The following is a 21,320-nucleotide window of genomic DNA, read 5'->3' on the forward strand; positions in this document are numbered from 1 at the left end:
CGCCCCAGACGGAAACGCAGCCCTCATGACACATGGCGCCACCCCTTATCCCCGCCACCGCGATCCCTGGCACGAACGAGGCGCGGAGCCTTGGAACCGCCGGGACGAGCGGGTCGACGACCCCGTGGCCGACCTGCTCGCGTTGCGCGCCAGACGGCTCAGGCCGGTTCGGCCCGTCACGGCCGCTGTCCTCGGACTCTTCCTGCTCAACGTTGTACTCGCCGCCCTGGCACCGGAGTTCATGGGCATGGTCCTGGTCGGCCGGCTGTCCGTCGGCCTCGCCGGTGGCCTGGCGCTGTGTGCCGCCACCGCGGCCGCCGTTCACTGGTACGCCCACTACTCCGCCACCAACGTCGACCCCGTCACCGAGGAGCTGAAGCGCCATGCGGGGGGTGCCCGATGAGCCTCGCCCTCGAACTGACAGCCGCTCCCTCCTTCCACGTCTTCACCGTCTTCGCGCCCTTCGTCTGCTGCGCGCTGTTCCTGGCCGTGCTGGTCATCTCGGGAGACGGCACCGACGGCGCCGACGGCGGCTTCTACCTCGGCGACCGACGGCTGTCCCCGGCCCGGGCCGGGCTGGCCCTCTTCGGCAGTTACATGTCGGCCGCCACCCTTCTCGGTACGCCGGGGCTGGTGGCGTTGACCGGCTACGACGGCATGATGATCTTCCTCCTGGGGCCCGTCGTCAGCTGGATCGTCATCCAGTTCCTGATCGCCGAGCCGTACCACAGCACAGGCCGCTTCACGGTCGGAGACTGCCTGGCACGGCGGCTGAACCCGCGTCCGGTGCACGCGGCCGCCGGTCTGGCCACGCTCGTCATCTGCCTGCTCTACCTCATCCCGCAACTCGTCGGCGCGGGCGCCCTGGCCGCACCGGTGCTGGGTCTGACCGGGGTGGCGGCCGAGCGGAGCATGGTCGCTGCGCTCGGCTTCGTGATGATCCTTTACGTGGCCATCGGCGGCATGCGGGCCACCACCGTCGTACAACTGCTGAAGGCCGGTCTGCTGGTGGGCGGTGGCCTGCTCCTCGCGTTCGGGGTGCTGTCCGAGGCCGGCTGGAACCCGGGCGAGGTCCTGCACCGGGCGGCGGTCAACAGTGGTGCCGGTGACCGGTTCCTGAATCCCGGGGCTGCCGTCGGGAGCGATGCGGTCAGCAGGGTCGACGGGTTGAGTCTGCAGCTGGCCATCGTGCTCGGCGCGGCCGGACTGCCCCATCTGCTGATGCGCATCAGCGCGGTGCCCACGGCGCGCGCGGCGCGCGAGACGGTTCGCTGGGCGGCTCTCCTCACCCTCGCCTTCTGCCTGATGGCGGCGGTCATCGGGCTGGGGGCGGGAGCCCTGGTCGGACCGGCCCGCATCACGAGCGAGAGCCCGAGCGGCAACACCGCCACCTTCCTGCTGGCGGACCAGCTGGGCGGCACGCTGCTGCTGACCGTGATCTCCTGCGTGGCCTTCATGACGATCCTCGCGGTGGTGTCGGGGACGACCCTTGCCGCCTGCGCCGCAATGGCGCACGACCTGTACCAGGCCGCGTTCAGGCAGGGTCGGGCACCGGAGAGCCGGGAGGTCGGCCTCGCCCGAATCGCGGCCGTCCTGATCGGCGTGATCGCCACGACGCTGTCCATGTACGCCCAGGACATCAACGTCACCACCCTGGTCGCTCTGGCGTTCGCCGTCGCCGCGTCGACCGTGCTGCCCGCGCTGCTGTACACCCTGTACTGGAGCGGATTCACGAGCAGGGGAGCATGCTGGACGCTCTACGGAGGGCTCGTCTCCAGCCTGACACTGTGGGCCCTCTCGCCCGGCCTGTCAGGGAGCCCCACCTCCCTGCTGCCAGACTCGGACTTCGCCCTCTTCCCGCTCCGGTACTGCGGAATCGCCTCCATCCCCCTCGGGTTCCTGCTCGGCTGGCTCGGCTCCTTCCTCGACCGCAGACAGCCTGATGTCCGGAAGTTCGCCGACCTCCAGCACCGCGTCGCCGTGGAGAACTCGACCGGAAACCCGCGTACGGAACCCGTCGCGAGGACCACGCCGGGCGACCCGGGCTTCTTCTTCACGGCCCGCTAGCCACAGCCGTACCGCTTCATCCGAGGAGACACCCATGCTCAACCTCGCCGTCCTGCTGGAAAACACCGCACGCGAGGCGCCCGACCGTGACGCCGTGGTGCTGGGGGGCACACGGCTGACGTACGCGCAGATCGACGCCGAGGCGAACCGGGTCGCGGCGGCACTGTCGGCTCACCGCATCGGACCCGGCGACCGGGTGGCCCTGAGCTGCCCCAATCTGCCGTACTTCGCCATCGTCTACTACGGCATCCTCAAGGCGGGCGCGACCATCGTACCGCTGAACGTCCTGCTTACCGAGCGGGAGATCGCGTACCACCTCCAGGACTCCGGAGCGACCGCCTACTTCTGCTTCGAGGGCACTGAGCAACTGCCGATCGCTGAGGCGGGGCTGCGGGCGTTCGAGTCGACGCCGGGCTGTGAGCAGTTCGTGCTGCTCCCCGGCACGCCCTCCGGTGCGACCCGGCCGGAGAACCCGGGGACGACGACGCTCGCGGAGTTCACCGACGGGATGCCCGCCGCGTTCGACACCGTGCAGACGGCGGAGACGGACACCGCGGTCATCCTCTACACCAGCGGCACGACCGGCGCCCCCAAGGGTGCCGAGCTGACACACAGCAACATGGTCCACAACGCGCTGATGGCGAGCCGCCTGTTCGCGATGGTGCCCGACGACGTCCAACTGCTGGCGCTGCCGCTGTTCCACTCCTTCGGGCAGACCGCGCAGCTCAACGCGGGATTCGCGACCGGCACCACCATCGTGCTGATGCCGCGCTTCGACGCCCGCGCGGCGATCGAGGTCATGGTGCGCGAGCGCATCACCTTCTTCGCCGGTGTGCCGACGATGTACTGGGCCCTGCTGAACTGCGAGGACGTCACCGGATCCGAGCTGGCCGCGATCGCGGAGAACCTGCGTCTCGGCGTCTCCGGCGGATCGGCCCTGCCCGTCGAGGTGCTGAAGAGCTTCGAGGAGCGCTTCTGCGTGCCCATCCTCGAAGGCTACGGACTCTCCGAGACCAGCCCCATCGCCACGTTCAACCGCATCGACCGGCCTCGCAAACCCGGCTCGATCGGGTTTCCGGCGTGGGGCGTCGAGGTGAGCGTCGTCCGCTCCGACGGCACGGAAGCAGACGTCGACGAGCCCGGTGAGATCCGGATCCGCGGCCACAACGTGATGAAGGGATACCTCGACCGGCCGGAAGCGACGGCGGAGGCCATCGACGAGCAGGGCTGGTTCCGTACGGGCGATGTCGGCAGGCGGGATGCCGACGGCTACCTCTACATCGTGGACCGCACCAAGGACCTCATCATCCGCGGCGGCTTCAACGTCTACCCCCGCGAACTCGAGGAAGTTCTGCTCACCCACCCGGCCGTCAGCCTCGCGGCAGTGGTCGGCGTACCCCACGCCAGCCACGGTGAGGAGGTCAAAGCCTTCGTGATCCGCAAGCCCGGAGCCACGGCCACAGAGGCCGACATCGTGGCCTGGTGCCGGCAGAACATGGCGGGCCACAAGTACCCACGCATCGTCGAGTTCCGGGACGGGCTGCCCATGACCGCGACAGGCAAGATCCTCAAGCGTGAGCTTGCCGATCGACTGTCGGCCTGACCTCCATGGGGCGCCCTGAGACGCCGCTGGATCCCGGCGCCGGCCCGATAGCCCGCTTCGCCGACGAGCTGCGAACCCTGCGCCGGGCGGCCGGCAGTCCCACCTACCGGCACATGGCCCGGCGGGCGCATCTCTCGGTGACCGCCCTCTCGCGCGCGAGCACACGCAGCCTCCGCCCGTCGGGTCGCCGTGTTCGCAGGCACCTTGAGGGCGGCCGCCCTGCGGGACACCACTTCACTCCGTTGTTCAAGCCTCTGACCTGCATTGATGATCCTCGTCGGCTACAACGACCACGGCGACTGGGGCGGTTCACGGTTCTGGGACGTCCCGGCCAACGGGTGCACCACCGCCGCGGATTACTGGTGGCAGACCGACAGGTCGGTCGAGTTCCACCATGTCCGTCCGCCCAAGGGCTGGACGTGGAAGCAGCTTTACGTCCCGAAGGCCGGGGACGGGGGCACGACACAGTTCTCGATCTCTTAGGCCGGATAACCGAACCCGGACATGCCGGTGGGGGGCCGGGTCTCCGACTCGGTCCCTCACCCGTGCGGTGGGCGACGCACGACGGGTCAGGTGTGCTTGGCGGTGATGTCGGCCAAGAGCGCTGTGATGACGCGGTCCGTGGCAGCGCTCATGTCGACGGAGTCGGGGGCGAGCAGCCACTGGATCTGAAGGCCGTCCATGACGGCGATGATCGCGTTGGCTGCTTCCTCGAGGTTGGCGTCGGCTCGCACCTCGCCGAGTTCGTGGGCCTCCGCCAGCGCGGCGGTGACGTCGGCGCGCAGGCTTTCGTAGCGGTCGCGGAAGTAGTCCTGGGCGGGGTGGCCTTCGGTGGTGCTTTCCGCTGACAGCACCGCGTACAGGCGGACGATGCCCTCACGTTCGGCGTTGCGGCGCATGGTGTCGACCAGGTGCTGCAGGAAGGCCAGGCCGCGTGGGCGCTCCTTGTCCTGATCGGTGTCGGTGTCGTCGCGCAGTTGCAGGACGCTGGCGAGCAGCAGCGTCTTGGAGCGGAAGTAGTGCAGGACGCCGGCCTGGGTGACTCCGGCGCGGTCGGCGATCTCCTGCAGGGAGGCGTTGTTGTAGCCGCGGGTGGCGAAGGTGTCCATGGCGATCCGGAGGATCTCGTGCCGTCGCTGCTGCGCTTTGAGGCTCTTCCCGGTGCGGGGCTGCCGCTCCCCGTTCGGCGTGCTCTCGCTCATCGTGCGGAGTCTACGGGGCTGTCGATCGGTGGTCACGTGCCGATCAAACCTGAGAAAGAACATACGCACAAGGACTTACTAAGTACTTAGTAAGTGTGCTTTCCTGCTCCCGTTCCGCCCGCTTCGTGCCGCGCCGCGGCCTGGAAGGACGAGCATGAGCCGCCCTGCCCTCCCTGATGACACCGAGCTGTCCGATCGCATCCGGACGCTGGATCTTGAGTCGAAGGTCCGTCTGCTGACGGGTGCCACCGTGTGGAGACTCCCGGCCGAGTCCCGCCTCGGACTGTCGGCGGTGACGATGTCCGACGGCCCGCAGGGAGTGCGCGGAACCGGTGAGGACCCCGGCGCCACCGGCATGCTGGCTCCGGCTCCGAGCGCCCTGGCGGCCGCCTGGGATACCGCGCTTGCCGAACACCTGGGGACTCTGTTCGCGACGGAGGCGCGCCGCAAGGGCGTCGATGTCGTCCTTGGCCCGGTGGTGAATTTGCAGCGCACGCCAGTCGCCGGACGGCACTTCGAGTACTTCTCCGAGGACCCGCTGCTCACCGGCACGCTGGCCGCCGCCGTGGTACGCGGCCTGCAGAGCCGGGGCGTGGGCGCGTGCCTGAAGCACTTCGTGGCCAACGACTCCGAGACCGACCGCACCCGCTACCGCTCCCGGCTCGACGAGCGGACGCTTCGGGAGGTCTACCTTGCCCCGTTCGAGCAGGTCCTCGCCGAGGCCGAGCCATGGAGCGTGATGGCCGCCTACTCAGGCGTCGACGACGGCACCGAGTCGGCGCCGATGACCGAAAACGCGCGGCTGCTGCGTGAAGTGCTGAAGGAAGAATGGGGTTTTTCCGGACCCGTGGTCAGTGACTGGGCCGCCACCCGCTCGACCGTGGCCTCGGCGGTCGGCGGTCTGGATCTGGTGATGCCGGGACCCGACCCCTTGTGGGGCGAGCCTCTTGTGGCAGCCGTGCGCGCGGGCGAGGTGGACGAGCGGCTCATCGACGACAAGGTGCTGAGGCTGCTGCGCCTGGCCAGGCACACCGGGCAACTCGGCGAACCCGGGCAGAACCCGGCGCCGCCCGCCGCCCAGGCGGGACCCGGAGAAATGGAGTTTCGTCTCCTACGCGAGGTTGCGGCCCGGGGCATGGTGCTGCTCCGCAACGAGGCAGACCTGCTGCCGCTGGGGCCAGAGGGCATCCGCAGCGTCGCGCTCATCGGTCCCAACGCCGTGGCGCCGTACCTCCAGGGCGGCGGGAGCGCCTTCGTTCCGGCGGTACGGACGGTGTCGTTCGAGGACGGGCTGCGCGCTGCGCTCCCCGACGACGTGCGCCTGTCGGTGCATCGGGGCGGCGATGCCCGACTGCGCCCGCCGTTCCTCTCCGGCGCCCTGCTCATCGATCCCGAGACCGGCACCGCCGGCGTGCGCGCTGACCACCTCGATGCCGACGGCAACCGGGTGGGTGGCGAGATTCGCCCCTCCGGTGACTGGAGCGGATACACGGCCTTCGGGGCGGCGACGCGTCGTGTGGTGCTGCGCACGGTGCTGACCTTCACCGAGCCGGGGACACACCGCCTGGAGATCGGCTGCGTCGGCCGCTACGCGGTGACCGTGGACGGCGAGGAGGTCCTGGCCGGGGACGACGATCGGGGCGTGGAACTGATCCTCGACTCCACTCACAACAACCCGCGGCTGCGGGGCATCGACCTGGAGGTCGGGCCGCAGCCGCGCCGGATCGCCCTCGGCATCGACCTCACCGTGGTCGAGCCCGGTGGTTACGACCGTTTCGTCACCGCCCAACTGCGCCACGCCCCACCCGGGCCCACCCCGTACGAGGAGATCGCCGAAGCCGTCGCCGCGGCGCAGGCGGCCGATGTCGCCGTGGTCGTCGTGGGCACCAACGAAGAGGTCGAGTCCGAGGGCTGGGACCGCAACGGGCTGGATCTGCCCGGCCACCAGAACGAACTCGTCCGCAAGGTGATCGCCGCGAACCCGCGCACCATCGTGGTCGTCAACGCCGGTGCCCCGGTGCTACTGCCCTGGGCCGATGAGGCTCCCGCCCTGCTGTGGGTGTGGCTGCCTGGCCAGGAGGCCGGGCATGCACTGGCCGACGTCCTGCTCGGCCGGACAGAGCCGTCGGGCCGGCTGCCGTGGACGCTGCCCGCCCGCGCGGAGGACGTCCCCGTCCCCGACGCCCGCCCCCGCGACGGCATCGTGGACTACAGCGAAGGCGTCCACGTCGGGTACCGGGCCTGGGACAGGGGCGGGCTCGTCCCGGCCTTCCCGTTCGGCCACGGCCTCGGCTGGACCCGGTGGACGTACGAGTCCGTGACCCTCTCCCCGTCTCCCGTCTCCGCCACTCTGCCCAGCCCCGCGGGCGGAGACGGGCTCGACCTGACCGTGGAGCTGACCAACACCGGCCCCCAGGCCGGCCGTGAGGTCGTCCAGGTCTATCTGGAACCGCCACACGACGGCCCCGACCGGCCGGTGCGCCTGCTCGCCGGCTTCGCCACCGTCCAGGCGGCACCGGGCGCCCGCGTCACAGCCGAGGTACACGTGCCCGCCCGCGCCTTCCAGATCTGGGACAGCGAGGCTCACGCGTGGCGCACTCCGCCCGGCCGCTACCGCCTCCGCGTCGGACGCTCCAGCCGTGACCTGCATCTCACGGCTGAGGTGACCGTCGACGACGGCTGCCTGCACCCCGCAGGCTGACCCATCCGGTCGCCCAGTCCCATGTGCCCCAGCCACCCCCCGTGCCCTGTTCAGCACGACCGCAAGGAGCCGCAACCATGTACACCACCCGTCCCAGCACCAGAACCCTCCAGATAGCCTGCGCCACCGTCGCGGCGGCCCTGCTGGCCACCGGCTGCGGGCGGAGCGAGGACTCCGGTCCCGGCACGGACGCCCCCGCGGAGATCAGCAGCGGCAAGGCCAAGGGCAAGGTCGTCATGTGGTCCATGGGCGACGAGGCCGACAAGGACCTGCAGAGCCTGGCGAAGAAGTTCGAGCAGCAGAACCCGGACGCCGACGTCCAGATCACCGCGGTGCCCTGGGACGCCGCCCACGAGAAGCTGACCACCGCGATTGCCGCCGGCAACACCCCGGACATGTCCATCATCGGCTCCACATGGATGGCTGAGATGGCCGCCATGAACGGCTTCCAGGCCACCCCCACGTCGATCGAGTCGTCGGACTTCTACCCCGGTCAGTGGGACACCACGAAGTACAAGGACACCTCGTACGGTGTGCCGTTCGTCGCGGACACCTCGGTGATCTACTACCGCACCGACCTCACCACCAAGGCCGGCATCAAGGCCGCCCCCGCCACGGACTGGGACGGCTACCTGAAGGACCTCGAGGCCATCCAGGCCACCGCCGGCAAGCAGAACCCCAAGCTGCACTACGCCGCCGGAATGCAGATCGGCTTCAACGCCTGGCTGTTCTGGCTGCCGGTGGTGTGGCAGCACGGCGGTGACATCTACGACGCGGAGACCAAGAAGTTCACCTTCGACTCCCCCGAGGTCACCAAGGCGCTGGAGTACTACGCCGACGTCTTCAAGCAGCGCATGGCGCCGACCGACAAGACGGACAACAAGCTGAACCTCCAGAACGGGGTGATCGCCACCCTCCAGCAGGGCCCCAGCACCGGCGGCAACCTGCACAAGGACGTCCCGGAACTGGACAGCAAGTGGAAGACCATGCCGCTGCCGTACGCCGAGCAGCCCGCCGGACTCGCGGGCGGCAGCGACCTGGCGGTGTTCAAGGACGCCAAGAACGCCGACGCCGCATGGAAGTTCGTGCGGTTCCTCACCGAGCCCGCCAACCTCGCCGCCTACGCCAAGGCGTCCGGGAACCTGCCCGCCTCCCCCGAGGCGTGGACGGAGGCCAAGCTGAATGAGGACGAGAAGATGAAGGCGTTCGCCGAGCAGTTGAAGGTCACCAAGGCGCCGCCCGCGATCACGACCTGGCAGCAGATCGCCGACACCATCGACTCGGAGCTGGAGAAGCTCGCCTACAGCAAGGCCACCGTCGCCGAGGTGCAGAAGACCCTGCAGTCCAAGGCCACCAGCATCGGCACCGGCCGCTGAGCGCCGCCGCGTGAGCAACCCTCGTACGGACGGATGACCTCCATGTCCACGAACACTCTCCCGGAGAAGCCGGAGAAGCCGGAGAAGGGCGACACGCGTGCGCTGCGGCCCCCGAGGCCACAGCGCACGGACCGCCGCATCTTCTCGCTCAGGCAGACCGCCGGGGCTCGGCAGACCCGCGCCGCGTGGATCCTCGCCGTGCCGTTCCTCGCCCTGTTCCTCGCCTTCATGCTGCTCCCGGTGGCCTGGTCGCTGCTGATGAGCCTGACCGACACCAAGAGCGCCGACCTGCGCACACCGCTGAACGTGGGGTTCATCGGCCTCGACAACTACACGCGGCTGTACGAGGACCCCCAGTTCCTCACCGCCCTGAGCAACACCGCTGTCTTCGTCCTGGTCAGCCTGCCTCTGACGCTGGCTGCCGGGCTCGCCGCGGCGGTGGCCCTCAACAGCGGCATCCAGCGCTTCCGGGCCGTCTTCCGGCTCGGCTTCTACCTCCCGGTGATCACCAGCATCGTGGCCGTCGCCGTGGTGTGGAAGACGCTCCTCGAACCCCGCGCCGGACTGGTGAACGCCGTCCTGGGCTGGTTCGGGATCGACGGCCCCGCATGGCTCGCCGACACCCGCTTCGCCCTGCCGGTCATGATCGTCATGGCGGTGTGGCGGAACCTCGGCACCGTCATGATCATCATGCTGGCGGGACTGCAGTCCGTGCCCCACTCCCTGATGGAGGCGGCCGAACTCGACGGCGCCGGGCCCTGGCAGCGGTTCTGGCGCATCACCTTCCCCCTCCTGCGCCCGGCCCTGCTGCTGACCGCCGTGACCACCGGCATCGGCTATCTGCAGTTCTTCGACGAGCCGTTCGTCATGACCGACGGCGGCCCGCTGGACTCCACCCTGTCGGCCACGCTGTACGCCTACAAACAGTTCGGCAACGGCAACTACGACGTCGCCTCCGCCGCCGGCTACGTCGTCTTCGTCCTCATCGTCGCGCTGACCGTGTTGCAGTTCCGAGTGCTGCGAGACAAGGACTGATGCCCATGAGCACTCTCGCCACCCCTGGGACGGAGCACGCCGGTACGGAGCACGCCGGTACGGACCGGGCACTGCGCCGCCGCCGCATCCGGCAGACCTGGGGCCACCCCTGGCTGTACCTGCCGCTCACCGCCGTCCTGCTGCTGATGATCTCGCCGTTCCTGTGGATGCTGTCCGGGTCCTTCAAACCCGAGGCGGACATCCGCAAGGTGCCGCCCGTCCTGGTCCCCACCAGTCCCACGACCGCCAACTACCGCGAACTGTTCAGCAGTCTCGACTTCACGAGCATGTTCGCCAACTCGGTGATCGTGGCCCTGGCCGTCACCGCCGGAAACCTGGTCTTCTGCTCGATGCTCGGCTACGCGCTGGCCAAGCTCGAGTTCCGAGGAAGGCGCGGCGTCTTCACCCTGGTCATCGCCACCCTCATGGTGCCGGGCCTGGTCACCTTCGTACCGCTGTTCGTCGTGGTGACCAACCTGGGGCTGAGTGGCTCCCTGCTCGGGCTGATCCTGCCGTTCCTGGCCACCCCGTTCGGGGTGTTCCTGATGCGGCAGTTCATCTCCACCCTGCCCGACGAACTCATCGACGCCGCACGCGTCGACGGCTGCCGGGAGCTGGCGATCTTCTGGAAGGTCATCCTGCCGCTGACGAAACCCGCGCTCGCCACGCTGGGGATCATCACCTTCCTCGGCTCCTGGAACAACTTCCTGTGGCCTCTGGTCGTGGCCCAGAACGAGAACCAGTACACGCTGCCGGTCGGACTCGCCCTGGCCAGCAGCGGCCAGGACTTCACCCTCTTCGGCATCCTCCTCGCCGGAGCCGTCGTCGTCCTGCTCCCGGTGATCGTCGTCTTCCTCCTCTTCCAGCGGCAGTTCATCGCCGGCATCGCCACCACCGGCCTGAAGTGAGCCCCCATCTTCTGAAGTGACCCCCGTTCCGGCGCCCTTCCCTGGCCCCCACGCGCCGCTTCGCACCACGCAGCCATGCATGCAAGGAGCCGCACCATGAGACCCACCCTTCGGGCCGATCGCGTCGCCCGGCCACAGCGCCGGGCCGCCCTGACCACCGCCGCAGCGATGCTCGCGGCCCTCCCGGTCCTTCCGTCGGCCACACCGGCCGCCGCCCAGGCCGACGCCGCGCCCGCCAAGGCATCGGTCTGGCTCACGAATCCGTCCACCAAGACGTACCTGTCCCCACAGCCCTCCGTGGCCTGGAAGACAGGACCTGCACCGTCCGGCTCCTCCGCCCCGACGATCACCGTGGACACCACCCGCAAGTACCAGCCGATGACCGGCTTCGGAGCCTCGTTCACCGACTCCTCCGCCTGGCTGGTCGGCACCAAGCTCGACAGCGCACAGCGTGACGCGCTGATGCGCGACCTGTTCAGCCGCCGCGACGGCATCGGCCTGAGCGTCCTGCGCCAGCCCATGGGCGCCACCGACTTCACCGTGAGCGGCAACTACTCCTACGACGACATGCCCGCCGGCGAGACCGACCCCACGCTGGCGCACTTCTCGATCGACCACGACCGCTCGTACACCCTGCCCCTGCTGAAGCAGGCCGGCCGGATCAACCCGCAGCTGACCGTCATGGCCACCCCGTGGAGCGCGCCGGGCTGGATGAAGACCAGCGACTCGATGGTCAAGGGTCAGCTCAAGCCGGACGCCTACCAGGCGTACGCCGACTACTTCGCGAAGTTCCTCAAGGCATACGCGGCGGCCGGCGTGCCGGTGCGCTACATCACCCCGCAGAACGAGCCGCTGTACGAGCCGTCGACCTACCCGGGCATGTCCATGTCCGCAGATCAGCAGAAGACCTTCATCACCCGCCACCTGGCCCCGACACTCAAGGCCCAGGGCCTGTCCACCCGCATACTCGGCTACGACCACAACTGGGACGTCACCAGCTACCCCGAGTCCCTGTACGCCGACCCGGCCTCCGCCCGGAAGGTCGCCGGCACGGCCTGGCACTGCTACGCCGGCGACGTACTGGCACAGTCCGTGGTCCACAACGACTACCCCAACGAGCCCGCCTTCCAGACCGAGTGCTCCGGCGGCGGCTGGGAGGGCGACGAGCGGGGCAGCTTCGCCGGAGCCATGGACAACGTCATCAACGGCCCCCGGAACTGGGCCCGGAGCATCGTCCGCTGGAACCTCGCCCTGGACGCCGACAACGGGCCCACCAACAACGGATGCCTCGCCTGCCGCCCCGTGGTGACCGTCGCCCAGAACGCCGACGGCACGTGGACGTACAAGCCGACGGCCGACTACTGGGGACTCGCCCAGGCCAGCAAGTTCGTCCGGCCCGGCGCGCACCGGGTGGCCTCCAACACCCTGGGCAAGGGCAGCATCGAGGACGTCGCGTTCACCAACCCCGACGGCTCCACCGCGCTGGTCACCTTCAACTCCGGCAGCATGGCCCGCACCTTCCACGTCCGCTGGGGCGACCGCCACTTCACCCACACCCTGGCCGCGGGAGCGGCCGCGACCTTCACCTGGACCGGCGAGCAGCACGGCGACACAGACCCGGCCGCCATCGGCTCGGTCGACATTCCCTTCCGCAACCCCGACGGCAGCAAGGCACTGATCACCTACGACAGCGGCCTGCTCGACCGGCAGGCCCAGGTCCGCATCGGCGACCAGTGGCTCGGCCACACCCTGCCCACCGGCGCGACCCTCACTCCGCCCACTGGTGAAGTGGCCCTGCCCCGCGACGGTTGGCAGGCGTCGGCCTCGGCGAGCAGCACGGACGACCCGCCGTCCAAGGCCATCGACGGCGACCCCGCCACCCGGTGGAGCTCCGGACACGGCATGCAGTCCGGAGACTGGTTCCAGGTCGACCTGGGCTCGAAGCGGACGTTCAGCCAGATCGTCCTGGACAGCACCGCCTCGTCCGGCGACTTCGCCCGCCAGTACGAGGTGTACGCCTCCGAGGACGGTGCCACCTGGGGCCGGCCGATCGCGTCCGGGCCGGGAAGCACCGTGACACGGATCCAACTGCCCGCCACCACCGCCCGCTACATACGGGTGGTCAACAAGTCCGAATCCGGCAGCTGGTGGTCCATCCACGAGGTGTCCGTACTCGCCCCCGACGGGCCGGCCACCGCGGCTTCGCCCTCGACCGCCGCCACGAACAGCGGTGTCCAGCGCCAGAACGCGACCCTGCCCGACGGCACCCGGCTGTCGGTGGCGTACAACTCCGGCGTCGGCCCTGCCACGTTCGACGTCCCGTGGGGCGCCACGACGTACAGCTACCGATTGCCCGCCGGAGCAGCCGTGATCCTCACGACACGGCCCGCCTGAACCAGGGCGGGACGGCGGACCGGGGGACGGCTGCGAAAGGCCGTCCACCCGACCATGGGCCCCGTGCGGGGGAGGGAACCGCGTGGGGCCTCCTCCGTGCGTGGTGCCGCGGGCAACGTGCACCGGGACGGTGTCCGTCTGCGGATGGAGACCTCCGGCTGGAGCTTCCGCACAGTTGCCGACGGGCACAAGATCGCCCTGTGTAGCAGAGGGTGACGTGGCGACCGGGGGCTCGGATGCTTCTGAAACGCACTATGCAGGTCGGCCAAGGCGATACCGAGCGCGTTTCGGTGCAGCCGGTGCCCGCCGACGGTCTCGGAGGGGGACGCGTCGACGTCGACGTTGAGGGACGGCCTTCTCACCCGTCTCGTCCCGGACCGCGGCCGCCGAGGGTCTCATCTCTCGTGACGGAGCTGCTCGGCCGGCACTGGGCGCCCGTCCTGGAGTACGCGACGCTGTGCACGAACTCCCCCCGGGCCGCCAAGGCCCTCGCGCAGGCGGCCTTCCGGCGGCAGCTCGACAGCGCGGCCGGGCCGATCTTCCCGTGGCGCTGCCATCTGCTCGGCGCCGTCATCGAGACCGCCGAGGAGTGGGATGCCGACGAACGGCGCTTCGACCTGCGGGAGGGCCTGCGCACCCAGGCGGACGGGCAGGAGCCGTCCGCGATGGTCCTGCGGCGCGACCGGCATCTGCTCCTCCACGGCTTCCAGCAGCTTCCGGAACAACTGCGCTCGTTGCTGTGGCACACCGAAGTCGAGGCGGAGGACCTTGCGGAGGCCGCCTCCCATGCCGGACTGGACCTGGCCACGGCCCGCGCCAGACTTCGCGGTACCCGCGCCCGGTTACGTGCCGTGTGCCGTCAGGCCCACCTCGACTTCGCGCCCGAGGAGGACTGCCGCCGCTACAACCGCCTCATCGACGTCTCCACCGACCGCAGTCAGGTCACGGAGGCCGTGCCGGACCTGCACCACCATCTGACGGAGTGCGCGTACTGCCGAGCCGCCACGGACCAGCTCGACCACACGCCGGAGCGCCTGCCCTTGCTGCTCGCCGAAGCGGTGCTGGGCTTCGGCGCGGAGGACTACCTCACCCTCTGCCGAGCCCGCCGCTCGGATGCGTCCACGGCGGTGCCCGCAGCCCATGCGCCGCCACAAGCCCGGCCCTTGTACACGCCAGTGGCCCGCGCGACGATGCGCAGGGCCCGACGGGCAGCTCGTCGCCGAGCGGGCCTCCTCTTCGGTGGGATCGTCATCACCTCGGGGGTCCTCATAGGAGCAGTCACCGGAATCCTCCTCAGCGACTCCCCGACCGGCCCCGGGGCCGATGCCGGGACAGCGGAATCCACCCCCACGCAGGCCACGTCCCCCCAAGCCACCCCCGCCGGCAACCCACCGACCCCGGTCCTGAACGCCCGCTTCCACAACGTGGCGACCGGTCTGTGCCTCGACATCGGGAACCGTGACGCGGTCGCAGGCGCCACCGCGGTGACCTCCACGTGCGCGCCCGTGGCCACCCAGCTGTGGGACTTGGGCCCGGACGGGCTGCTCCGCAGCCATGCCGACCCGGGCCTGTGCCTGGACTCGGCAGAAGTGTTCGAGCTCGAAATGCGTCCGTGCACCGAGGCCGCCGATGACTGGGCCGCGGACTTCCAGTTCATCCTGTCGGATGGCGGACTGCTCATCCCGGGCCGGAACAGTCGACTTGCGGTGACGCCGGCCGGCACTCGCCAGGTGGTGGGTGTTCCTGTCGTACTCAGGGAACCGGACGCGTCATTCCCGAGTGGGTTCGAGCGCTGGCTGACTGAAGCGGGCCACAGGCCGTGAATGAATCAGGCCCATCCCCTCCGTGCTCATACGGGAACCCACGCCTGGACGGTGACTCCGCCGTCCTCATTGCGGCCCATGCTCAGCCGTCCGCCCACTCGTGCCAGACGTTCGGCCATGGCTGCCACACCGAGCCCTTCACGTGTCCGTCCGGCAGGAGGGAGGCCCACACCGTCGTCGGCGATCCGCACGGTGACCCCGTCGGAGGCGGCGAACACACTGACCACGACGGATCGAGCCCGGGCGTGTTTCTCCACGTTCAACAGTGCTTCCTTCGCCGTGTCGGTGAGCGCTCTGAGATGCGCTGACGGCAGTGGCGGCAGTTCGGTGACGGTGATGAGCCGGGCGACGATGCCGGTACGTTCCTGGAAGGCCCGGCAGTCGCCGCGCAGGGCCACCCCCAGCGCGACCCGGTCCGGCGGAGCATTCAGTGCGTGCAGCGACCCGCGTAGTACGGCTGCGGCTTCGGCCGCCTGTTGTTCGAGGTCGCTCAGTCGACCGTGGAGCGTGTCTCCCGGGGGCAGTTCGGCGAGGAGACCGCGGATGCCGGCGCCGATGGTGAAGAGCATGGCCCCGACGGTGTCGTGGAGATCGAGGGCCACCCGCCGTCGCTCCTCGTGCACCGCCACCTCGGCAGCATGCCGGGTTCGCTCGGCGACGACCGCCGCGGCCGCCGCTCGTGCGCCGGCCTGCTCGAAGAGCTGTGTCGCCCGGTCGTCGTACGACGCCGCGAACCGGTTGGCGCCATACAACACGCCCAGCAGTCGGCCCCCGTAAACCATGGGTACGGCGATCATGGCGCCGACGTCCTCGGCCTGCACCACGGGGTTGAAGTGGTGGGTGATGGTCGCCGCCCGCGTGTAGTCCCTCACCCACAGCGGGCGGCGTTCGACGAGAACCTGCCCGCCCAGTCCACGGCCCGCCGGAATGACAAGTCCATTGACCTCGGGCGAGCGGATGTTCAGCGTATGCCTCAGGACAAGACTGTCCGTGCCGTGGGGTTCGCCGACCCAGGCCGCGTCGACGCCGCACTGGGCGGGCACGGTCTCCACAACCCGGCGTATCGCGGCGGCACCGTCGAACAAGGCGAGAATCTCTTTGTATTCCGCGGCGAGTTCGAGCAAGTCGTCAGGCGGCGGTCGCCTTTGTTGTTTTCGCACCACGATAGCCATGGTATTGCGCCCTCCAGGGGGCGAACAGGTCCGACCAGCCGGTAACAAAAGCGCTTTCGGTGTCGACTGGCGGCAGAACCTGGTTTCGGCTCTACGGAGGACCCTTCGGATTGCTCTCATTCCCGGCTGACGTGGAGCGTCGCGTCGGTCGGGAAAGGTCCCAGGGCATGGCAAACGGGACGGACCCTCTGAGCGCAACCGCGTCGAGGTAAGAGGCCGCAACCATCCTGACCTCGTTCGTCCTCCAACGCCATCGCCATATGGAGACCTCTGTCTGGGGCTGTTCGGCAGCCGTGCACGTGCGCAGGGTTTGGGCTCTCACGGAAGAGTTGGGCGGGACGGAAAGTCCTTTGATGGCCTGTCCGTCGATGGGGCAATGGAATTTGCGGGCTTTCGAGTGTCTGCCCGGCCCGACCGTCGAGCACTGAAGGTCAGTGGACTGAGCTTCCGTGCCACGGAGATTTTCAAGCAATGGAGCACGGGCTTGGTTGACGGCCAGGGAATTCACGGGTGCTGGTGCAGCTGGAAACCGCCATGCCGGCCTCAGAGCGCGCCCAGCTGATGCGATCGAGGTATGAGGTCTCGCTGCCCGCGTATGGGGGCCTGGACCAGTGAGGTTTTCACAGTGAAAGAGCCTCGCCGAGCTGGGCGTTGGCCTGGGTCAGCCGGTCTCTACGCGAGCGGCGGCGAGGTTGTTGAGAATCGCCGAGACCGTCTGGTCCGGTGTCTGCTCCGAGGTGTCCAGCCAGAGCCCGATGCGCGGAGTCTCCTCTCGCAGGGCGTGGTCGAGAGCGTCGATCGTCCAGAGGCCGTACCCGGTCTTTGGACGCTTGGCTTCTCTGGTGTGCACGGCTGCGGCGGAGGGAGCCAGCACGATGACGTACAACGGGCTTGTCCGCACCCTGGCGACATACTGGCTCAGGTCTTTCCCAAGGACGATGTCCTGGACGACCGCGGTCCACCCGTGGTGCGCGTACTCGTCGGCCACGAGCGCGGACAGTTGGTAGCGCAGTTCCAGTTGAGTCCTGGCCTCGGCGGTCTCCTCGGGCAGCAGTTCCTCCCGGCCGGAGACCATCATCCGTCGGAAGACGTCACCACGCACGTGGGCGGCCCGGGGCAGTCGCCTGGCCAGAAGGTCGGCCACGGTGGACTTCCCCGACGCCATCACGCCGGTGATCAGGACGACTGCGGAACCCAGTTCGGTGCCCACGCGGACCTTTCGCTCACAGATGGCACGCGGATGCGCGAGCCCCCTTCGGAGGCAAGCGTGAGGCCCCTGGTAGGACAGGCCTCACCACAAGATCATGCCCGCTGAACCAGAGGCTTCACGTTGGTCACCTATGCCCCGACGGCCTGGTCGAGGCGGCCGACCGTGACATCTAGGTCGGGCTCGCCCTGCTGCGCCAGGCGTTGAGCGGTCCGGCCGAACCGCTGGAGCGAACCTGCGACGAGGTGTTACGCACCGTACTGACCACCCGTCCCGCCGACGACATCGTCCTGATGCTGGCCCGGACCTCGGCGCTCGGCAGCTGCCGCAGGACCCCGCCATGGTGGCCAGGGCCCGCAAGATGGCGGGCGAACAGCTGGCCGCCTGGGGACTGGCGGAAGCGGTGTTCGCCACCGTGCTGATCGTCAGCGAGCTGGTCATGAACGCCATCCGGTACGGCGACAGGCCCCATCGAGCTACGGCTCAGCATGTCCGGGTGGGCCCACAGGCCGTCACGGCCGTCGACCCCGCGCGCGTCCAGGGCCAACTCCCCAAGAGGGAGCTCTCGGTCTCGACACCGCCTGGCAACAGGACCTGGCCTGGGGGACGTTCCTGTCCATGACGGTGGCGACCGGCTTTCGGCGGGGCGAACGTGCGTCCTGCGCTGGTCCGACATCAGGTTCGATCGGCTCGAACTCCTCGTGAAGCACCAAGCCTGCCGCACGCGCCCCGGCGACGCGGCCAGGCGGCTGACCAACGGGAAATTGCTCACGGCGCTGGACCACTTGGGCAAGACGTCGCGGAGTCGAACGCGGGCGTGCGACTCCAGGACCATCTGTCACGCCTGCCCGTACATCCATCGGCGTATGCGCCTTATCCATTCGATGGATTCGGCCGGACCCTGTCCACGAGAGGGTCACCGTGTTCCGAACACACCGACCCTGAGGACCTTCCCCCGTGCGAAGCAGTCGAACAGCCACCTTCCTGGCGGCCAGTGCCATCGCCACCCTGGTTCCTGTGCTCGCCCCGACCACGGCGTCCGCCGCAGGCAATCCCCTCAGCCAGTACCTCCAGCAGAAGCCGGCGTGGCACCGTTGCGACAAGGCGGAGCCGGCCACCTTCCAGTGCGCCACGATCAAGGTTCCGCTCGACTACAGCCGACCCGGCGGCAAGAAGCTCGACCTCGCCATATCGAGGATGAGGACGAGTACCGAGAAGGAGCGTCGCGGTGTGCTGTTGCTCAACCCCGGTGGTCCGGGCGGTCCGGGCCTCGGCATGCCGCAGCGGCAGGCAAGCGAGCTGCCGAAGTCCGTGACGAGAAAGTACGACCTCATCGGTTTCGACCCGCGAGGCATGGGTCAGAGCTCCACCGTCGACTGTGGCCTGACGCAGGAGGAGCAGGACTCGGAACGGGCGTACAGGCCCGAGACGTTCGCCAAGGACGTGCGGTGGGCCCGGACCTTCGCGGAGAAGTGCGACGCCAAGCTGCGGCACATCACCACCCGCAACACCGCCCGGGACATGGACGTGATCCGTGCCGTGCTCGGCGAGAAGAAGATCTCCTACCTCGGGTACTCGTACGGTACCTACCTCGGCGCGGTCTACATGCAGATGTTCCCCCGGCGTTCCGACCGCTTCGTGCTGGACAGCGCCGTAGACCCGGCCCGTATCTGGCGCGGCATGAACCGGCTCTCGGCGGAGGCCGGCGAGCACGCCTTCACCCGATGGACCGAGTGGACTGCGAAGCGGAACTCCACGTACAAGCTGGGGAAGACTCCCCAGGCGGTCCGCAAGACCTTCTACGATCTGGTCGCCCGGGCCGACCACAAGCCGATCGACCTCGGCGCACCGATGACCGGTGACGACATCCGCGCCAACGGGCGTGGCCTGTTCTTCACCGTGCGCGACGCCGCCGACTGGGTCGTCATGGTGAAGGAGGCCGCCACGGATGGAAGCCCGTCCGCCGGCCAGGAGTCCAAGGCGCCCACGCCGCCTCCCCCGTCGTACAGCACTGCCATGCCCTCGGACAACGGCGAGGCCGGCTACTGGGCCATCTTCTGTGGTGACACCCGCACCTGGCCGCGCGATCCCGAGCGGTACCGCAGGGACGCGATCCGGGACAAGGCCAGGTACCCGCTGTACGGCGACTTCGCGTCCAACATCACGCCGTGCGCCTTCTGGAAGAAGGGCGGTGAGCAGGCCACCAGGATCAACAACAAGGTCGGCGCGCTGATCCTGCAGAACGAGTGGGATTCCCAGACGCCGTTGGCCGGCGGCCAGGGCCTGCGCCGTGCCCTGAAGGGGGCGAAGATGGTCACGGTCCTCGGAGGTGAAGGACACGGCGTCTACGGCTCCAAGTCGTGCGCCGACAGGACGGCGACGGCCTACCTGACCACCGGCAAGCTGCCGGCGAAGGACTTCACCTGCCAGGCAGCACCGGCAACGCGAGCGTAGCGACGCCAACCCGCCGCCGCTGCCGACACTTCGGGGCGTCCCGGGCGTCAGCCTCTTCTGACCCGCGGGACGAAGTGAACTTGACTGTGCGGCCTTCCGCCTGCCAGCTGTTCTTCCGGCCCACCGACCCAAGCAATGCCTTCACCAAGGCTTTCTTCGATGCCCAGATCTGGTGCGGCTTTGTTTCGCTGCCTCTCACCACGTCGCACGCCAACGCGTTCGTCAGCCACCCCCCTCCCCAACACCACTGGAAAGCACACAAGTGATGAGACCCCTTCAGCGTTTCGGCCCCGGGCTGGCGGTCTCTGCCATGGCGATCGTGCTGGGCACGCCCGGACTGGCCGCCGCCGACGAGGCGGGCAACGGCCAGGACACCACGTACTACATCTCGCTCGGTGACTCCCTGGCCACCGGCTATCAGCCGGATGTGGACAAGGACACCCACGTCGCCTACACCGACCAGCTGTACGCGCGGCTCAAGCAGCGCACCCCCGGCCTGAAGCACATACGCCTCGGCTGCACCGCTGAGACCACCGAGTCTCTGATCAACGGCGGGACGTGCGACTACCCGAACGCCAAGTCCCAACTGGATGCCGCCCTGAAGGCCATGGCCCAGCACCACGGCAAGGTCGCCTACGTGACCCTCAGCGTGGGCGCGAACGACATGCTCCTCAACTGCGTCAGCCCGGCCGGCACCCTCGACGCGGCATGCCTGAACAGCAAGAGCCAGAGCATGGCGAAGAACCTCGCCCAGATCGCGGGCGCGCTCCGCAAGGCGGGCGGGAACGACACCCGGTTCGTGGGCTCGACGTACCACAACCCGTTCCTGGCGGCCTGGCTGCAGGGCGCCGCGGGGCAGCAGGCCGCCAAGGAGTCGGCACCCCTGGTCAGGGCCGCCAACACGGGGATCACCCAGGTGTACAAGTCCACCGGCTTCAAGGTGGCGGACGTGGCCGGGGCCTTCTCCTCGGACGACTTCACCACCCAGGTGAACGTGCCCGGCGCGGGCGAGGTGCCGGCGAACGTGGCCAGGATCTGCCAGCTGACCTGGGCGTGCACGAAGCAGGACCCCCACCCCAACGCCGACGGCCACAAGGCGATCGCAGGTGCGTTCGCGGCGGTGCTCGCCGACAACGACGCACCCGGTGCGGGCGCGTCCCCGACCCCCAGCGGGTCAGCCACGCCCGAGGCCGGCACGGACACGGGGGCGAACAGCCCGACCACGAACGGAGATCTCGCCGAGACCGGCGCGTCGAGCAGCACTCCCGTCGTCGCGGGTGGGGGTCTCGCGGTCGTGGCGGTCGGTACCGCCGCGGGCTATTTCGCGCGCAGGCACCGTACGGGCGAAAAGGGCTGACGGATAGTCAGTCATTCGGCA

16 protein-coding genes are annotated in these 21,320 nt (G+C 69.1%); 13 read left to right on the top strand and 3 right to left on the bottom strand.

Annotated features, from left to right (window positions below; translation table 11 throughout):
* The first annotated feature begins 25 nt into the window (after window positions 1-25).
* From ALMP_RS28250 to ALMP_RS28265, 4 genes are all read left to right on the top strand, one after another.
* Window positions 26-403 carry a DUF485 domain-containing protein gene (locus tag ALMP_RS28250; protein WP_264933350.1) on the top strand — a complete coding sequence of 126 codons (378 nt, stop codon included), beginning with the start codon at window positions 26-28 and terminating at the stop codon, window positions 401-403.
* Window positions 400-2,067: a cation acetate symporter gene (locus tag ALMP_RS28255; RefSeq protein ID WP_264933352.1), complete on the top strand. Its 1,668-nt coding sequence runs from the start codon at window positions 400-402 to the stop codon at window positions 2,065-2,067. The genes ALMP_RS28250 and ALMP_RS28255 overlap by 4 nt, the downstream gene beginning before the upstream one ends.
* Before the next feature lie 34 nt (window positions 2,068-2,101).
* Window positions 2,102-3,670 (top strand): long-chain fatty acid--CoA ligase, encoded by a 1,569-nt coding sequence (locus ALMP_RS28260; protein WP_264933354.1) that lies wholly within the window; start codon window positions 2,102-2,104, stop codon window positions 3,668-3,670.
* Between the two features lie 267 nt (window positions 3,671-3,937).
* A complete protein-coding gene (locus tag ALMP_RS28265) occupies window positions 3,938-4,153 on the top strand; it encodes a hypothetical protein (protein WP_264933356.1) in 216 nt (71 codons plus the stop codon).
* An 86-nt stretch (window positions 4,154-4,239) separates the two neighbouring features.
* Here the strand turns inward: ALMP_RS28265 and ALMP_RS28270 are convergent, their stop codons facing one another.
* Entirely contained in the window at window positions 4,240-4,872 is a 633-nt protein-coding gene (locus ALMP_RS28270; protein ID WP_264933357.1) for a TetR/AcrR family transcriptional regulator, read from the bottom strand.
* Between the two features lie 154 nt (window positions 4,873-5,026).
* Between ALMP_RS28270 and ALMP_RS28275 the strand changes: the two genes are divergently transcribed.
* The 6 genes from ALMP_RS28275 to ALMP_RS28300 all read left to right on the top strand — a co-directional run bounded on the left by ALMP_RS28275 (window position 5,027) and on the right by ALMP_RS28300 (window position 15,109).
* Window positions 5,027-7,573 carry a glycoside hydrolase family 3 protein gene (locus ALMP_RS28275; RefSeq protein WP_264933359.1) on the top strand — a complete coding sequence of 849 codons (2,547 nt, stop codon included), beginning with the start codon at window positions 5,027-5,029 and terminating at the stop codon, window positions 7,571-7,573.
* 77 nt (window positions 7,574-7,650) lie between these two features.
* On the top strand, window positions 7,651-8,949 hold the full coding sequence (locus tag ALMP_RS28280; RefSeq protein ID WP_264933361.1) for an extracellular solute-binding protein: 1,299 nt from the start codon (window positions 7,651-7,653) through the stop codon (window positions 8,947-8,949).
* Window positions 8,950-8,991: 42 nt separating this feature from the next.
* Window positions 8,992-9,984: a carbohydrate ABC transporter permease gene (locus tag ALMP_RS28285; RefSeq protein WP_264933362.1), complete on the top strand. Its 993-nt coding sequence runs from the start codon at window positions 8,992-8,994 to the stop codon at window positions 9,982-9,984.
* On the top strand, window positions 9,984-10,892 hold the full coding sequence (locus tag ALMP_RS28290; RefSeq protein WP_375803540.1) for a carbohydrate ABC transporter permease: 909 nt from the start codon (window positions 9,984-9,986) through the stop codon (window positions 10,890-10,892). The genes ALMP_RS28285 and ALMP_RS28290 overlap by 1 nt, the downstream gene beginning before the upstream one ends.
* Window positions 10,893-10,988: 96 nt before the next feature.
* Window positions 10,989-13,286: a discoidin domain-containing protein gene (locus ALMP_RS28295; RefSeq protein WP_264933366.1), complete on the top strand. Its 2,298-nt coding sequence runs from the start codon at window positions 10,989-10,991 to the stop codon at window positions 13,284-13,286.
* Window positions 13,287-13,690: 404 nt separating this feature from the next.
* The gene (locus tag ALMP_RS28300) at window positions 13,691-15,109 is read left to right on the top strand and encodes a ricin-type beta-trefoil lectin domain protein (RefSeq protein WP_264933368.1); all 1,419 of its coding nucleotides are present in this window, start codon (window positions 13,691-13,693) and stop codon (window positions 15,107-15,109) included.
* A 26-nt stretch (window positions 15,110-15,135) separates the two neighbouring features.
* Here ALMP_RS28300 and ALMP_RS28305 read toward each other — a convergent pair whose 3' ends face one another.
* Together ALMP_RS28305 and ALMP_RS28310 are read right to left on the bottom strand one after the other, a co-directional pair.
* The gene (locus ALMP_RS28305; protein ID WP_264933370.1) at window positions 15,136-16,281 is read right to left on the bottom strand and encodes a GAF domain-containing protein; all 1,146 of its coding nucleotides are present in this window, start codon (window positions 16,279-16,281) and stop codon (window positions 15,136-15,138) included.
* Window positions 16,282-16,942: 661 nt separating this feature from the next.
* Window positions 16,943-17,491, bottom strand: a complete 549-nt coding sequence (locus ALMP_RS28310; RefSeq protein ID WP_264933372.1) for an AAA family ATPase — start codon at window positions 17,489-17,491, stop codon at window positions 16,943-16,945.
* Window positions 17,492-17,828: 337 nt separating this feature from the next.
* Between ALMP_RS28310 and ALMP_RS44455 the strand changes: the two genes are divergently transcribed.
* The 3 genes from ALMP_RS44455 to ALMP_RS28325 all read left to right on the top strand — a co-directional run bounded on the left by ALMP_RS44455 (window position 17,829) and on the right by ALMP_RS28325 (window position 21,299).
* The gene (locus tag ALMP_RS44455; RefSeq protein WP_375803541.1) at window positions 17,829-18,110 is read left to right on the top strand and encodes a hypothetical protein; all 282 of its coding nucleotides are present in this window, start codon (window positions 17,829-17,831) and stop codon (window positions 18,108-18,110) included.
* Window positions 18,111-18,445: 335 nt separating this feature from the next.
* Entirely contained in the window at window positions 18,446-19,942 is a 1,497-nt protein-coding gene (locus ALMP_RS28320; RefSeq protein ID WP_264933374.1) for an alpha/beta hydrolase, read from the top strand.
* Window positions 19,943-20,252: 310 nt separating this feature from the next.
* Complete coding sequence (locus ALMP_RS28325) at window positions 20,253-21,299, top strand: SGNH/GDSL hydrolase family protein (RefSeq protein ID WP_264933376.1); 1,047 nt, start codon at window positions 20,253-20,255, stop codon at window positions 21,297-21,299.
* The last annotated feature ends 21 nt before the right edge of the window (window positions 21,300-21,320 follow it).

Source organism: Streptomyces sp. A012304 (genome assembly GCF_026008495.1).
GTDB lineage: Bacteria > Actinomycetota > Actinomycetes > Streptomycetales > Streptomycetaceae > Streptomyces.